Source organism: Haloterrigena sp. H1 (genome assembly GCF_005938085.1).
Classification (GTDB): domain Archaea; phylum Halobacteriota; class Halobacteria; order Halobacteriales; family Natrialbaceae; genus Natrinema.
Genome location: NZ_SMZK01000001.1, coordinates 1,942,323 through 1,957,036 on the forward strand (window position 1 = coordinate 1,942,323; position 14,714 = coordinate 1,957,036).

The window sequence follows — 14,714 nt, forward strand, 5'->3', positions numbered from 1 at the left end:
CTCGAATCGACACCTCTCACGGAGCGAACAGAGCGAACAGACACACCCCGTCGTAGACGGGTGATCACAACTATGTCAACACAAGCGAGTAACACTCGATCGGAATCGACCGCCGATCCAGCGGCCCAACTCGACGTCCTCGGGGACGACTGTGCCCGGACGATCCTCATCGCGACGAGCGAGGGGCCAAAGACGGCAAAGGAACTGACCGACCGAACGGATAGCTCGTCGGCAACGGTGTACCGACGAATCAACAACCTCCTCGAGAGTAATCTCATCGAAGAATGCGTGCGATTCGAAGACGACGGCTCGCATACGACCGCCTACGAGTCGACCGTCGACGTTCTCCACATCCGGATCGACGCGGACGGCATCAACGTCGCGGTCGCAGAGAGTGAGGGGTGACAGCCGACGAGCGTATCAGAGACGTGATGGCTATTCGTTCGCTGCCTCCACCAGCAGCGGTGCCCGGACGATGCCCCCTTCGAGCGCCGTTACAACGGCCCCGCTGACGATCGAGTGACTGTCACGAGAACTTGTAGTTTCGCTCGAGTAACACAGTGTAAACGGACGGAAGGGTCACTGTATGATACGGATAACAAATATCCACTTAGTGGAACGGTCAGTGTGATTGAACAATGCACGATCTGACCGGCTTCCAGCGCGACCTGCTGTACGTGATCGCAGGTGCTGACCGTCCGTCAGGGCAGACCGTCAAGGACGAGGTCGAGAAATACTATAGCTCGGAGATCAACCACGGGCGGTTGTATCCCAATCTCGACACGCTCGTCAACAAAGAGCTGGTCGAGAAAGGACAGCTCGACAGACGAACGAACTACTACGCGATCACCGATGCCGGTCGAGAGCAGATCGAGGCCCGTCGAGAGTGGGAAAAACAGTACGTCGACTTCTAGACCGTCCTCGACGCTCGTTGGGTTGTGACGGCCACGGGCGCGTGAGTAACGCAGCAACAGCAACGGACAGGACACCAGCACGGTGCTGGCGACACTGATCACACGGTCCGTATCAGTAACACAGCCATAACAAAGCACGGACGGCTGCACCGTCCAACGAGCATGCCACCCGTCTTCTCCGTGCAGAGACCGCATTCGACTGCCAACCGACGACGGCCGGTGGATCGTCGATGAGTCACCGAGCGAGTACCTGGCTCCCGGTCAGGTTCGTTCGCAGCTACCCGTTCGATCTCGCAGCCGCCTCAGTCGCTGCTGCCGCGGGGTATCTGCTGGTGACGCGATTGGGTGCCGGAAACGAGCTGCGCCTGTTCGCGACGGTACCGCTCGTCCTATTTTTCCCGGGGTATGCGCTCGTGTCGGTCCTGTTTCCGGCCGACAAGCGGAGCGCGAACAGCGCTGCAGCGACGACGGCGGAGGCCCGTCCCCGCGGCATCGACACCATCGAACGCATGGGGCTCGCGTTCGTCATGTCGCTTGCGATCATCCCAGTAATCGTGCTCGTGTTGCCGGTCACCGACTGGGGGTTGGCCGTACAGCCGATCGCCGCAGCGCTTGCACTCGTGACTGTCGTGTTCGCACAGTTGGCAGTTATCCGGCGCGTTCGAACTCCGGATGCAGAGCGCTTTACCGTCGCTCCGATCACGCGTCTCGGGCGGCTCCGCAGGACGGGTATCACGACATCCTCAGTGGTGCTCGTGCTCGCGATCGGCGCGGCAGTCGGCGCGTTGCTCGTCGGGGCGTTGTTCCCCGTCGCGGCGGGTGGCTACTCGGAACTCGCACTGTACAGCGAAGACGAAGACGGCGAGCTGGTCACGGGCGACCTCCCGAACGAGGTCTCTCCAGGGACATCGATTCCCGTGACCATCGAGATCGAAAATCACGAACGACACGAGCAGGCCTACACGGTCGTCGTTCAGCAACAGACCCTCGAGGACGGCGACGTCGTCGAGCGAACCGAGCTACAGCGGTTCAACACGACCGTCGCGGACGGTGCGACCGCACGCGGTGAGCGGTCGGTGACACCGACGGCGGGAGCAGACGAAACGGTGCGAATCAGCGTCTTGCTCTATCACGACGAGCCGCCGGCCACCCCGACGAACGAAAACGCAGCAGCGGAAACCCACTTCTGGGTGACTGTAACTGACGGGTGACGACCGTCCGCTGCTCGCAGACGAGCGCGGAACGCGGCAGTGACCGCGTTCTGTGGTCGGCTCGCCGCAGTGGTCCGTGACCGGGATGGCGTCTTCTCGAGCCGTGGCTTCTGCTGACGATGAGGCAACTAGCAGTCTCTGAGAGGGGCTGCTGTAACAACGTACTGGTGCAACCGCGACCCGCACTGCGGTCCCACCGGAAATGGCTTACAGCAGACCGTATGAGCAGGTGCTACGTAACGAGAAGGAGGGTGGTTATCTAAGGGTACCCGACGGCACTGTCCCGAACACGGGCCACGGGCTACCGGCTCGCGAAGCCACGTAGAAGGTCCACGTCGGGGCGACGTGAAACGTGCTGTGCCACCGAGAGGCTGAAGACCACGACACAGAGTGCCAGCGCGACGATGGGTGCGAGTCCACTCGTCAACGGCCCGACCGAAAGCCACGAGAGGCCAAACGCAACGACGCCGAGAGCGATGGCGGTTGCGTAGAAGCGGTGCCACGCGTGCTGGCTCTCGAGGGCTCGGCCGAGGTAGGGTTCGAACCGTTCTGCGTTCGGGAGCAACTCGATCTCGTGACCCTCCGGGTCCCAGTCGACGATGCCGTGGTCCTCGAGCATCGGCAGGTGGGTCTGGTACAGCGAGATGTAGACCCGTCGACGCTGGGTTCGGGTCACGTCGTCTGGATCGGTGTCGTTCTCCCAGGCGGCGACGTGCTCGACGAGCGGCGCGAGATCGCAGGACCCGCCCTGTTGGTTGAGGAACTGGACCGTTCGTCGTCGTCGCGCGTTGCTAAAGACGTCGAACAACTTGGCCTGAGTGAGTTCGGTTTCAGACATAGCTTCCCTCGTCACGTCGTCTCCGGTGGCGATTCCGGTGGACGGATGTGCTCGGATACCTCACGTCACTGAGTGCCAGTCTGTGACACTTTACTATCACTCGACTACCCGCGCGAAAGGGTTTTATACCAGTTAGCGGCCGTGACAGACGCTCAATCCGATGTTTCTGGATGGGAACTGATCCCATCTGTTCGTTCGGAGCCGCGAACGGCCGGTGCACGCCGTTTGTACGGGGATACGACTCGATGACGCTGTAGTTCGTGACTACACGCCCTGCAAGCCGGGGATAACAAAGCCTCGTTACCGGCTGTTTCAGCACGATCACCCACGCGGGTGTCGATTGACTATGCAACGAATACACGATCACTCACGACGCCACGGAGCGGCTCAAACGCCCCCCTCGACTATCCGTCACGGGCGCTCGGGCGACCGCTGGGGGAGCCGCGACGGCGATAGAGGTGGCCACCCATGAGCGAGACGGTACGAGAGGCGAGCTACGGTGACGGCTGTACGATCGACGACGATGCGACGGTCGGCTACGGCGAGTTCGACGAGCCGGCTCGAATCGGTGACGGTGCGACGATCAGAGCCGGCTCGATCGTCTACGGCGACGTGACGATTGGCGACGGCTTCGCGACCGGACACGACGTGCTGGTTCGTGAAGGGACGACGATCGGCGACGACGTGCTCGTCGGAACCAAGACGGTCATCGACGGCCAGACCGAGATCGGCTCGCACGTCAGCCTCCAGACGAACGTCTACGTCCCGACCCAGACGACGATCGGAAACAACGTCTTCGTCGGCCCAGGGGCGGTGTTAACGAACGATGAGTATCCCATCCGGACCGATAACGGCCTCGAGGGGCCGACGATCGAGGACGGCGCGTCGATCGGCGCAAACGCGACGCTGCTCCCGGGCGTGACGATCGGCGAGAACGCGTTCATCGCGGCCGGTGCAGTCGTCACCGACGATGTCCCGCCTGACACGTTAGCCGTCGGCACACCGGCGACGGTTCAACCACTTCCAGACCCCCTCGATGGGGCAAACCAGCTCGCATGACGGACCCCGATACGGCCCCCGAGACCGACGGTGGTATCGACGCCGGCACGAGTGCTGAATCGGGTTCCGACGGCGATCCCGGCGGCAACGCGACGCCAGTCCCGATCGCCGACCCCGAACTCAGCGCCGACGCCCGCGAGCGCGTCGCGGCCATCCTCGAAGACGGTCGACTCGCCGACGGGCCGGAAGTCAGGGCCTTCGAGGAGGAATTCGCGGCCTACTGCGGAGCCAACGAGGGTGTCGCGACGTCAAACGGAACGACCGCGTTACATGCCGCACTCGAGGCGGTCGGGCTCGACGATGGCGACGCAGTGATCACGTCACCGTTTTCGTTCGTCGCGAGCGCGAACGCGATTCGGCTGGCCGGCGGCACGCCCGTCTTCGCAGACATCGATCCCGAGACGTACACGCTCGATCCAGCCGACGTCCGACGGATACTCGAGAACCGAGACGACGTCGTCGGGCTCTTACCTGTCCATCTCTACGGGTTGCCCGCCGACATGCCCGCCCTGTGTGCGATCGCCGACGAGCACGACCTGTTCGTCGTCGAGGACGCCTGTCAGGCCCACGGGGCGAAAGTCGACGGCGACCGCGTCGGGACCTGCGGCGACGCGGCCTGTTTCTCGTTTTACCCGACCAAGAACATGACCACCGGCGAGGGCGGGATGGTCGTCACCGACCGGGACGATGTCGCCGATCGCGCCGCGAGTTTCGTCAATCACGGCCGGGACGTCAGCGGCACCGGAAGCTACGATCACGTTGCCCTCGGGCACAACTTCCGGATGACCAGCATGGCTGCGGCGATCGGCCGCGTCCAACTCGAGCGACTGCCCAGATTCAACCGCGCACGCCGCGAGAACGCCGCGTTCTACGACGAGCAACTCGCCGACCTGCCACTGGAGACGCCGACGGTGCCGACCGATCGGCGACACGTCTATCACCAGTATACGGTGCGGACGGACGACCGGGACGCGCTCGCGGCGACGCTCGAGGAACGAGACGTCGGCACCGGAATCTACTACGAGACGCCGATCCACCGCCAGGCGGCCTACGAGACGGTCAGCACAGCTGCAGCACGGCTCGTGGCGGCGGAACAGGCAGCTGACGAGGTACTGTCGCTGCCCGTCCACCAGGAGCTCTCGGCCGCTGACAGACGAACCGTCGTCGAAGCAGTGCGCGATCACTTCACTACCCAATGAACACGGAGCGAGCAGCCGACGCGACGACCGACGAACAGCTCCGAGCCGGCGTCGTCGGCGTCGGCTCGATGGGCGAAAACCACGCGCGGGTCTACGGCGAACTGCCCCGCGTCGATCTCGCCGGCGTCACCGACCACGACGACGAGGTCGCCGACCGCGTCGCCGCCGAGTACGACACCGAGGCGATCTCGCTCGAAACGCTGTGCGAACGCTGTGACGTCGTGACGGTGGCCGTCCCGACCCACGCCCACTACGAGACGGTCTCGACCTGTCTCGAGGCCGGCGTCCACGTCCTCGTGGAAAAACCGATCGCCGAAACCGTCCAACAGGGTCGAAAGCTGGCCGAACAGGCACACGACGCCGGCCTCGTCTTGCAGGTCGGCCATATCGAGCGATTCAACCCGGCCGTACAGACGGTCGCGGAGTTGATCGACGACCTCGACGTGATCAGCGTCGCGGCCGAGCGGCTCGGGCCACCGATCGATCGTGTGGCACCGGGCAACGTCATCTACGACCTGATGGTCCACGACGTCGACGTCGTCGGCGCGATCCTCGACGAGCGACCTCACTCAGTCGCCGCGATGGGCACCGACGACGGCCAGTACGCCACCGCGACGATCGAGTACGACGACGTCGTCGCGACCGTGACGGCGAGTCGCGTCACCCAGAAGAAAGTGCGCCGGCTCACCGTGACCGCCCGCGAGTGTCTCGTCGAGGTCGACTACCTCGAGCAGTCGGTGTTGATCCACCGGGATTCCTATCCCGAATACCTCGCGGACGACGGCCAGTCCCGATACCGCCACGAAAGCGTCGTCGAACGACCCCGCGTCGACACCGGTGAGCCGCTCCGAAACGAACTCGAGTCGTTCGTCGAGGCCGTCAGAACCAGCTCCGACCCCGAGGTGACGGCAGAGGACGGTATCGAGGCGCTCAAAACCGTCCAGCTGATCGATCGGCTCGCGACGGGGCCGAGCGACGGTGCGGACGGCGAGCAGGCACGGGAACAGGGGGTGGAAATCTGATGGCAGAGCGTTCAGCCGATACGAGCGCTGGCGCTGGCTCCCAGACGACTGGCGGGCTCTACGGCTCGAGGCTGTCGACCGACCGACAGCGCGAGCGCCTGACCAGTGGCGAGGTTCCGGTCGCCGTCTACGGACTCGGCAAGATGGGGCTGCCGCTGGCGGCGGTCTACGCCGAGACGACGGGAAACGTGACCGGCGTCGACGTCGACCCCGCCGTCGTCGAGACGATCACCGACGGGGAGAGTCACGTCGTCGGCGAGCCCGGGCTCGCGGAACTCGTCGCCGAGCAGGTCGGTTCGGGGCGGCTCGCGGCCACGACCGACGGACCGGCGGCAGCCGCGGCGGCCCGGATTCACGTCATCATCGTCCCGACGCTGTTGGACGAGGAGAACGAGCCAGATCTCACGACGGTCGAGTCGGTCGTCGACGACATCGCAGCCGGGCTCGCACCCGGTGATCTGGTGATCGCCGAGTCGACCCTGCCGCCGGGAACCTGCTGTGACGTGCTACAACCCCATCTCGCAAGCGAGAGCGGTCTTGCACCCGATGAGTTCGGGCTCGCCTTTTGCCCCGAGCGAACGTCCTCGGGCACCGCCTTGCGTGACATCCGCGGCCAGTACCCCAAGGTCGTCGGTGGTATCGATCCGGAGAGTACGCGGGCGGCTACGGTCGTCTACGACGAACTCTCGGACAACGAGGTGCATCCGGTCTCGGACGCGACGACAGCGGAGGCCGTCAAGGTGTTCGAAGGAGTCTATCGAGACGTGAATATCGGGCTGGCCAACGAACTGGGTCGGCTCGCAGACGAACTCGAGATATCGGTCCGCGAGGCGATCGACACGGCCAACGACCTGCCGATGTGCCAGCTCCACGATCCCGGCCCCGGCGTCGGCGGCCACTGCATTCCGTACTATCCACACTTCCTGCTCGGCCGGACCGGCGAGCCGATGACCGTCACCGAGACGGCTCGTCGGGTCAACGACGAGATGCCCGCAGTCGTCGTCGATCGGCTCGAGCGAGAGCTCGCAGAAACCGGCACCGACCTGGCGGACGCGTCGGTCGTCGTCCTCGGCGTTACGTACCGCCCGGGCGTCGAGGAAACGCGCGCTTCCCCGGCGCTTGGCGTCATCAACGCGCTGTCCGAGCGCGGGGCCGAGGTCGCCGGCGTCGACCCGCTCGTCGATCCGGCCGACTACGGCGCGCGATCGGTGGCGATCGACGAGCTGCCCGAAGAGGCGTTCGACGCTGCCGTCCTCGTCACACCCCACGCGGCGTTCGAGCGGATCGACTGGGCCGCCCTCGAGCCGATGGTCGTCGTCGACGGCCGGGACGCGGTCGACCTCTCGGGGACGCCACACCGAGAGTACGACCTCGCCGGCTCGAGCGACGGCCGGCCGCCGCGTGGCTCGCGTGACCGCGACAGCACTAACCGAGACGGGTCCGGGCCGAGGAGCGCGACAACTGACGGAGGGAACGATGTATAAGGGAAAACGGATCGCGGTCGTGGTCACAGCGTACGACGAGGCGGCGTTCGTCGGCCGGGTCATCGAGACGATCCCCGACTTCGTCGATCGGATCTACGCCGTCGACGACGCATCCCCTGACGATAGCTGGCGGGTGATCCAACGGGTCGCAACGCGGGTCAACGAAAACGCGGATGGCGAGACAACCGACCGCGCGCTCACGGCAGCCGATGGCGGCGACGACCGGCGCGTGGTGCCGATCCGCCATGCGGAAAACCGCGGCTACGGCGGGGCAGTCAAAACCGGCTATCGCCGTGCGGTCGCGGACGACATCGACGTCGTCGCAGTCATGAACGGCGACGGACAGATGGACCCAGCCATCCTCGACCGGATCATCGATCCGGTCGTCACCGGCGAAGCCGACTACGCGAAGGGGAATCGGCTCCTGCACGCCGACGACCGCGACGGAATGTCGACGTTCCGATTCGTCGGGAACGCCATGCTCACCGGCCTCTCGAAGTTCGCTACGGGCTACTGGTCGCTTGGCGACCCACAGAACGGCTACACCGCTATCTCGAGCGAAGCGATCGAACGGCTTGACCTCAAGGAGATCACCGACCGATATGGCTTCCTCAATCATCTGCTGACACATTTAAACGTCGCGGGGTGTCAGGTTACGGACGTCCCCATGTCGGCGATCTACGGCGACGAGGACAGCAGCATCACGTACGGGTCGTTCATCCGGTTCGTCTCCCTGCTGTTGCTGCGGAGCTTCTACTGGCGGCTCAAAACCCAGTACGTGGTCCGCTCGTTCAACCCGGCCGTCGTCTACTACGCCGTCGGGTCCCTGGGGCTGGCCGGCGGGCTGGCCGGCCTGGCCGGGTCGGCCGTCCGGGCGATACGCGGCGACGACGCCTTCACGGGTGGCCTCTCCTCGTTCGTCGCGACCCTGCTCGGGCTCATCTCGCTTGGCAGCGCCATCCGGCTCGACGCAGAGGCAAACGAGGACCTCGAGGTCCCGTATGACGACCGTGACGAGCCAGCGGAGACGAGCGACGACGATGCTCGAGCGCCGACTTACTCGATGGAGTAAGTGACGATCTCGTCGCCCTCGCAGGTCGGACACTGGGCGGTGCCGGCCGAGACGTTCGTCCCACAGTGGCGACACTCGCGGATGACCGTGACCGAACTGATACCGTCGCCGTCGCCATCGCTGTTACCATCACGTGCGTTGGCCGTCGGCATCTCGGCCCCGGTCTCATCGCCGGAAAACAGGTCACTGAGCAGTGCAGAGAGACTCATAAAACGGAACTAATCGGCCGTTTTCGGGAGATAGGTATAAGCTTTTCGTGACAGATCCGTCACTGTCCCATTCGAGTACATATTCAGCTGAGAGACAGCAGCGCTGTCCGGAAACGGTATCACGTCGTCCGCGATCGAGGCCGGAGCGCTTGCTTCGTCGACCGGTCGAGGCGCGTAACGGCTCCGCGGGATTCCGCCACGTCGACAAGCAGGCCGGTTAGGTTCACGAGGTCGCCGACGTACTCCTGTCGGCGGCGCTCCCATCGAATGGCGACGTCGTCATCGGCGAGCACCTCGAGCGAGCGGTCTCGAATCGCCTCGTAGCTGTCGAACTGCTCGGCGAGGCCGGCCCGCTCGAGTTCCTGAAATTCGCCGTACTCGTGGTCGTCGGTGCCGCGATAGCGAAACGCCGGAGTGCCAAGCAGTGCGGCCTCGGTGGCCATCGTGCCGGTATCCGCAACCAACAACTCGGCTTCGGCCATCGCATCGTGGATCAGCGCCGGGTGGAGGTCGTAGGGCCGTGCCGGCAGGTCCCGGAGATCGAGATCGTCGCCCTCGTCGGAGACGAACACCGTCGCGGCATCGCTCAACCGCTCGATCAGGTCGCGTCGCTGGTCGGGACGGAACCCCTCGAGATCGGCGTCGTGTAACGCATCGAGGGCGTTGAACCGGACGAGCACGTAGGGCTCGTCCGGATCGACATCGAGGTAGGTTCGGACGTCGGCCGTCGGCTCGAAGACATCGGGGTGGAGATAGGCACACTCCTTGAAGCCGTCGAAGGTGTAGTGGGCGTCGCCGAGATCGCGACGTGTCACGGCCGGCGAGAGGATACAGTCGGCGAACGGCCGCGAGACGGTGTGGTTGAAGTCACCGGGCTCGTCGTCGAGGACGAGCACGACTGGTGTCCGCGAAAGCGTCCCGGCGTAGGCCGCGTAGGGGCCCCGCCCGAAGACGACGTCAGGATCGAACCGGAGCGCTTCGACTCCGATCGTCAGGAACTGCCCGCCCACCTCGCTGGCGAATCCGAGCGTCGAGTACCCCTCCGTCCGGTGGTCGCCGTACACCCGGTAGGGCAGGTCGAAGTAGTCGAGTAGGTCGGTCGTACAGGCGTACTCCCTGGTGAGCACGAGCACGTCGTGACCCGCTTGCTCGAGGCGGTCGACGGCGTGTCGATACAGATGGACATGTGCTGGCGTATTCGCCAAGACGAGGATCCGCATTGCGCTCGAGTACCCGTTCTCGGCTCTTTGTAATCGGATCGCTACAGGCGAGGCCGGTCGAGCGCGCTCGTCCGCGAATCCAACGGATCGGTGTAAGTGAGAAAAACCGTCGACGCCGATTGTGCCGCCGATCGGAACCCGCGCGTATTCGCGGATTGACCGGCGCGTCAGAGTCGCTGTACCCTAGATAACAAAACGCAGTCGGGCCGTTTCGCCCGACAATCGATATGGACGTCCTCACCCTCACCACGTACGCGGACGCGCCGTTTATGACCCAGCAGCAGGCCGCACTCGAGGAGCGAGGCGTCTCGTTTTCGACGCTTCCAGTGGCCGGCGAGGTCGCTGCCGACGTCGACCGCAACCCGACAGATTACCTCCGGACCGTCCCGCGGGTGGTCCGAGAGGCGAGAACCGGCAACTACGATCTGATTCACGCCCACTACGGGCTGACGGGGCCGATGGCACTTGCACAGCGACGGCTCCCCGTGGTCCTTTCATTGTGGGGCTCGGACGTCCACGGTCCTGTCGCCCCTGTCAGTCGGGCGTCTGCGCAGTTTTGCGACGCGGTCGTCGTCATGTCCGAGGAGATGGCTGGGGCACTCGGCGTCGACTGTCGGGTGATCCCCGACGGCGTCAACCTCGAGCGATTCACGCCAGAGCCACAGGCACAGGCCAAACGACGGGTCGGCTGGGACGACGACACCGACGCTGCCAACGTTCTCTTTCCGTACCCACCGGCACGCGAGGTGAAAAACCACCCGCGAGCCGAGCGTATCGTGACAGTCGTCGACAACCTCCTCGAGCGCCCCGTCCGACTCCGAACCGTCCACGGCGTCGCCCACGACGCCGTTGCGGACTACATGAACGCTGCCGACGCGCTGTTGTTGACTTCCCACAGCGAAGGGTCGCCCAACTCAGTGAAAGAAGCGCTGGCCTGCAACTGCCCCGTCGTCGCCACGGACGTCGGCGACGTCCAGGAACGACTCGCTGGCGTCGAACCCTCCCACGTGGCCTCGAGCGACGAGGAGTTAGTTCGGGGGCTCATCGACGTCATAGAGCGCGACGAGCGCTCGAACGGTCGTGAGGCTGCCCGCGAGGTAAGCATCGACCAGACGGCAGATCGGATGCTCGCGGTCTACGAGCAAGTAACTGCCCAGACGAGTGACTCCAAGGTCAGAGATGCGAACCAGCGACAGCACGCACAGCGTGCCCTCCGATTCGAGTAAGCCACTCGAGCGCCAGTGGCTGCCGTCGGGCAGCTACTGTTCGGCTCGATACCACTCCATCGCATCGGGCACATGGGCCTCGAGTGGCTGATACTCGTATCCTAACTCGTCATGTGCTTTTCTCGAGGTATAGAACAACCGCTGGGTCGCGAGGTCGGCCATCTGTCGGTCGAAGGGGAACACGCGCCGATCGGCGACGACGTCGACGAGTTCGGCGACGGGGCCGGCAGCGCGGATGGCCGTCGCGGGCACGCGAATCCGCGCCGGTGAGCCATCGGCCGCGTCGGCGATCCGGGAGACCGCCTGCTCGAACGTGAGGTTCTCGCCGCCGAGGATGTAGTGTTCGCCGCTGGTACCGTGTTCGGCGGCCGCCAGGAGTCCGTCGACGATGTCCGCGACGCCGACGATGCTCAGGCCGCCGGGGAGGTGGGCCGGCATCGTCGGTTCGACGCCCATCGCGAGTAGCTGCGCGGTGAACTCTTCGTCACCTGGGCCGAAAATCGACGTCGGATGGACGGTGACTGCATCGCCGTCTTCCTGTGCGTGGCGGTCGACCAGTTCCTCGGCTGCAGCCTTCGAGGCCTGATAGGCTCCGATCGGCTCGGCAACGTCCGTCTCGTCGGCAAAGTCGTCACCTCCCTGTGGCCGGCGCGTCCCCGCGGTGCTAGTAAAGACGACCCGCTCAACGTCGCCGTCGCGACAGGCCGCGAGCACCCGTTCAGTGCCATCGCGGTTGACTTCCCAGACGGTCTCGGGGCCGGCACTCCAGAGGCCGATCCCCGCGAGATGAAAGACGACATCGGTGCCGTCGACGAGCGAGCGCAGCGTCTCCTCGTCGGCAAGATCGCCGACGTGCCACTCGACTCCCTCGAGCCCACCCCGTTCCGAGGTCGGCCGGCTGAGTCCGTGGACCGCCCAGCCCTCGGCGAGCAGGCGCTCACAGAGCCGCGAGCCGAGAAAGCCGGTCGCGCCGGTAACTGCTGCAGTCCGGGTGTCGGCCGTAGTCCGGGAGTCAGTTATCGCGGTCATCGACCACCCTCGAGCTGTGGCGGGACGGCGTCGCCGGCGACCGCCGCGTAGACGCGGTAGGCAGTCGAGACGGCCGGATGTGGATCGTCCGGCGGCGGGAGTTCGCCGTCCGGTAGCCGGGCCCGAAGCCGATCGAAGTCGATGTCACCGCCGTCGACGGACACTGGCCCCTCGTCCTCGCGGATCGTCTTCAGCGCATCGTCGGTCTCGAGCGAACGGCCGAGCAGGGAACTCGCGACGGCGTCGACAGCCGATGGCGCACCCGAAAACAGGACGTCTGCCGCCACCGGCTCGCCGCCGTAGGCGGTCGTCCCATCGACGACGGCGACCGCAGGCTCGAGGAGGCGCGTCGCCGCGACGGGGATCTGGTCGTGATCAGGAGCCACGCCCGAGTCGACGAGGGCGGCGAGCGTTCGCATCGCCCCGGCAACCGGTCCATCCGCGGTCGGGCGCAGCGATGGCACGACGACGACGGCGCTCTCGACGAGCCGCTCGGGAAGCGAGAGCATGACGGGCGTTCCGTCGACCGTATAGCCCTCGTCGATCCGGGATTCGGCGGCTAGATCGACGAGCGTGGCGTCGAATCGCTCGAGCAGACTCGTATAGCCGAGATACTCGGCGGTCCGGTCGAAGGCAATCGTGTCGTCGCTCGCGCCGGCGACGGCGATCTCGGCGTCCGTCTCGGCTTCGAGGAGACCGACCATCGCGCCGATCACGGCCGGATCGGTGACCATCCCCGTGGAAGGATGAAACGGGTAGTGGGCGTCGGGGACGAGCGTGATCCGGTCGGCGTCGGCGAGCGTCCCGAGCGAGGGGCCGAGGACGTCTCGCACGGGCGACTCGAGGGAGGCCAGGCGGGCGTCGATGTCGGGCACCCAGCCGCCGCGGCGGTCGGCGGCCTCGACGGCGGCCGCGCGGACCGACGCCGGGCTCATAGGGTCACCTCCGGCGTCTCGAGCCCGTCTCCGTCGGTGTCGTCGGCCTTCCGTGCGGCCAGTTCGTAGGCCTGTTCGGCGAGTGCGAGTGTCCGCCGGCCGTCGGCCCCGTCGACGGGGGGCTCCTCGTCATTGCGGATCGCATCACAGAAGTCCGCAAGCGCGTCGTAGTGGGCCTGCAGATAGAACGTCGGCCCGAAGACGTCCGGCTCGTCGCGGGTGAACCGGCTGGCGACGTTCGAGAGAGCGGATTTGGCCGCGCCGGCATAGAAGTTCTCGGGGAGGTGGTCCCGGTTGCTGATCGTGCCAGTCACGCCCTCGAGACGCAGCCGAGTGTTGACCTCCGGCAGCTGTTCCCACTGGTAGGAGCCACAGTGGAGCGTGACCGTCGTTCCCGTCTCCGGCGCGTCCATGAGCACGGTCGCTGCGTCTTCAACGTCGACCTCGAGCGTCCGCCCCATTGACGCATCACGCACTTCGAGGTCGCCGAACAGCCACTCCAAGACGTCGAAACAGTGGACGCCAAGCTCGAGTAAGGAACCGCCGCCGGCCGCCTCCCGGTCGAGCGGCCACGACGGCGGTGCGCCCTCGGCTGGGGGCCGACCGAGCGGGCCGTCGTTGAGCCGGGTGATCGAGGCGTAGGGAACGTGGCCGACGCGGCCCTCATCGTAGGCGGTTTTGACACCGGCCATATCCGGCTGGTAGCGCAGCGTGTGGTCGACGCCGACGGCGATGTTAGCCTCGCGGGCGGTCGCGAGCATCTCGTCGGCCTCCTCGGTCGAGCGCGCTAGCGGCTTCTCGACGAAGACGTCGACGCCGGCCGCTGCGGCCTGCTCGACGGCGTCGGCGTGGAGAAACGGCGGGAGCGCGACGACTGCCGCGTCGATGTCCTCGGCGTCCAACAGCGTCGTGTAATCATCGTACGTACGCAAAGCGCCGGCGCGCTCGGCGCGATCACGGTTCTCGGGAACGGCGTCGGCGGCCGCGACGACCTCGACATCGGGCATCGCGGCTGCTGACTTCAGGTGTACCAGACCGATGTTCCCGACGCCGAGTACCCCGAGCGACAGTGCGCTCGAGTCCGTCAATCGATTCAGAAATGCTGGTGCCATCTGCTCGCAAACGGGGTCGCTGCGGGCTTTGTTATCGTCGTCGTATCTATTCGAGGCACTCGTGTAGATCGTTCATTCACTGATACGGTCTGCTGTCACGAGTGACCGGGGTACCCGCAGGACAATCGCGGGTGCGCCAGCACCCACTGACAGGAGTCCGTATGAGAAAGACGAAAACGCGACA

15 protein-coding genes are annotated in these 14,714 nt (G+C 65.5%); 9 read left to right on the plus strand and 6 right to left on the minus strand.

What is annotated here, in order from left to right; genetic code table 11:
- Positions 1-72: 72 nt before the first annotated feature.
- The 3 genes from E2L06_RS09795 (at position 73) to E2L06_RS09805 (ending at position 2,125) form a co-directional block, all read left to right on the plus strand.
- Positions 73-405 carry a helix-turn-helix domain-containing protein gene (locus E2L06_RS09795; protein ID WP_138780955.1) on the plus strand — a complete coding sequence of 111 codons (333 nt, stop codon included), beginning with the start codon at positions 73-75 and terminating at the stop codon, positions 403-405.
- 233 nt (positions 406-638) lie between these two features.
- Positions 639-914, plus strand: a complete 276-nt coding sequence (locus E2L06_RS09800; protein ID WP_138780957.1) for a PadR family transcriptional regulator — start codon at positions 639-641, stop codon at positions 912-914.
- A 230-nt stretch (positions 915-1,144) separates the two neighbouring features.
- On the plus strand, positions 1,145-2,125 hold the full coding sequence (locus tag E2L06_RS09805) for a DUF1616 domain-containing protein (protein WP_138780959.1): 981 nt from the start codon (positions 1,145-1,147) through the stop codon (positions 2,123-2,125).
- Between the two features lie 301 nt (positions 2,126-2,426).
- On the opposite strand, the gene E2L06_RS09810 is transcribed toward E2L06_RS09805, so the two are convergent.
- Positions 2,427-2,963: a hypothetical protein gene (locus tag E2L06_RS09810; RefSeq protein ID WP_138780961.1), complete on the minus strand. Its 537-nt coding sequence runs from the start codon at positions 2,961-2,963 to the stop codon at positions 2,427-2,429.
- A gap of 468 nt (positions 2,964-3,431) precedes the next feature.
- Here E2L06_RS09810 and E2L06_RS09815 point away from each other — a divergent pair, with 468 nt between their 5' ends.
- The 5 genes from E2L06_RS09815 to E2L06_RS09835 are packed head-to-tail and all read left to right on the plus strand — an operon-like array spanning position 3,432 to position 8,799.
- The gene (locus E2L06_RS09815) at positions 3,432-4,022 is read left to right on the plus strand and encodes an acyltransferase (RefSeq protein WP_138780963.1); all 591 of its coding nucleotides are present in this window, start codon (positions 3,432-3,434) and stop codon (positions 4,020-4,022) included.
- Entirely contained in the window at positions 4,019-5,221 is a 1,203-nt protein-coding gene (locus E2L06_RS09820) for a DegT/DnrJ/EryC1/StrS aminotransferase family protein (RefSeq protein ID WP_138780965.1), read from the plus strand. Before E2L06_RS09815 ends, E2L06_RS09820 begins: the two co-directional genes overlap by 4 nt.
- A complete protein-coding gene (locus E2L06_RS09825) occupies positions 5,218-6,243 on the plus strand; it encodes a Gfo/Idh/MocA family protein (RefSeq protein WP_138780967.1) in 1,026 nt (341 codons plus the stop codon). Before E2L06_RS09820 ends, E2L06_RS09825 begins: the two co-directional genes overlap by 4 nt.
- On the plus strand, positions 6,243-7,727 hold the full coding sequence (locus E2L06_RS09830; protein ID WP_138780969.1) for a nucleotide sugar dehydrogenase: 1,485 nt from the start codon (positions 6,243-6,245) through the stop codon (positions 7,725-7,727). The genes E2L06_RS09825 and E2L06_RS09830 overlap by 1 nt, the downstream gene beginning before the upstream one ends.
- Positions 7,720-8,799: a glycosyltransferase family 2 protein gene (locus E2L06_RS09835; protein WP_138780971.1), complete on the plus strand. Its 1,080-nt coding sequence runs from the start codon at positions 7,720-7,722 to the stop codon at positions 8,797-8,799. Before E2L06_RS09830 ends, E2L06_RS09835 begins: the two co-directional genes overlap by 8 nt.
- Here E2L06_RS09835 and E2L06_RS09840 read toward each other — a convergent pair.
- Together E2L06_RS09840 and E2L06_RS09845 are read right to left on the minus strand one after the other, a co-directional pair.
- Complete coding sequence (locus tag E2L06_RS09840) at positions 8,784-9,008, minus strand: hypothetical protein (protein ID WP_138780973.1); 225 nt, start codon at positions 9,006-9,008, stop codon at positions 8,784-8,786. The genes E2L06_RS09835 and E2L06_RS09840 overlap by 16 nt on opposite strands.
- 119 nt (positions 9,009-9,127) lie before the next feature.
- Positions 9,128-10,228, minus strand: coding sequence for a DUF354 domain-containing protein (locus tag E2L06_RS09845; RefSeq protein ID WP_138780975.1), 1,101 nt, complete (start codon positions 10,226-10,228; stop codon positions 9,128-9,130).
- A gap of 227 nt (positions 10,229-10,455) precedes the next feature.
- Between E2L06_RS09845 and E2L06_RS09850 the strand changes: the two genes are divergently transcribed.
- Complete coding sequence (locus tag E2L06_RS09850) at positions 10,456-11,454, plus strand: glycosyltransferase (RefSeq protein WP_138780977.1); 999 nt, start codon at positions 10,456-10,458, stop codon at positions 11,452-11,454.
- A gap of 33 nt (positions 11,455-11,487) precedes the next feature.
- On the opposite strand, the gene E2L06_RS09855 is transcribed toward E2L06_RS09850, so the two are convergent.
- Genes E2L06_RS09855 through E2L06_RS09865 form a run of 3 tightly spaced genes read right to left on the minus strand, consistent with a single transcriptional unit; the run spans position 11,488 to position 14,530 of the window.
- Entirely contained in the window at positions 11,488-12,483 is a 996-nt protein-coding gene (locus tag E2L06_RS09855) for an NAD-dependent epimerase/dehydratase family protein (protein ID WP_138780979.1), read from the minus strand.
- Complete coding sequence (locus E2L06_RS09860) at positions 12,480-13,418, minus strand: DUF362 domain-containing protein (RefSeq protein ID WP_138780981.1); 939 nt, start codon at positions 13,416-13,418, stop codon at positions 12,480-12,482. The genes E2L06_RS09855 and E2L06_RS09860 overlap by 4 nt, the downstream gene beginning before the upstream one ends.
- Entirely contained in the window at positions 13,415-14,530 is a 1,116-nt protein-coding gene (locus E2L06_RS09865; RefSeq protein WP_138780983.1) for a Gfo/Idh/MocA family protein, read from the minus strand. Before E2L06_RS09865 ends, E2L06_RS09860 begins: the two co-directional genes overlap by 4 nt.
- Positions 14,531-14,714: the final 184 nt, after the last annotated feature.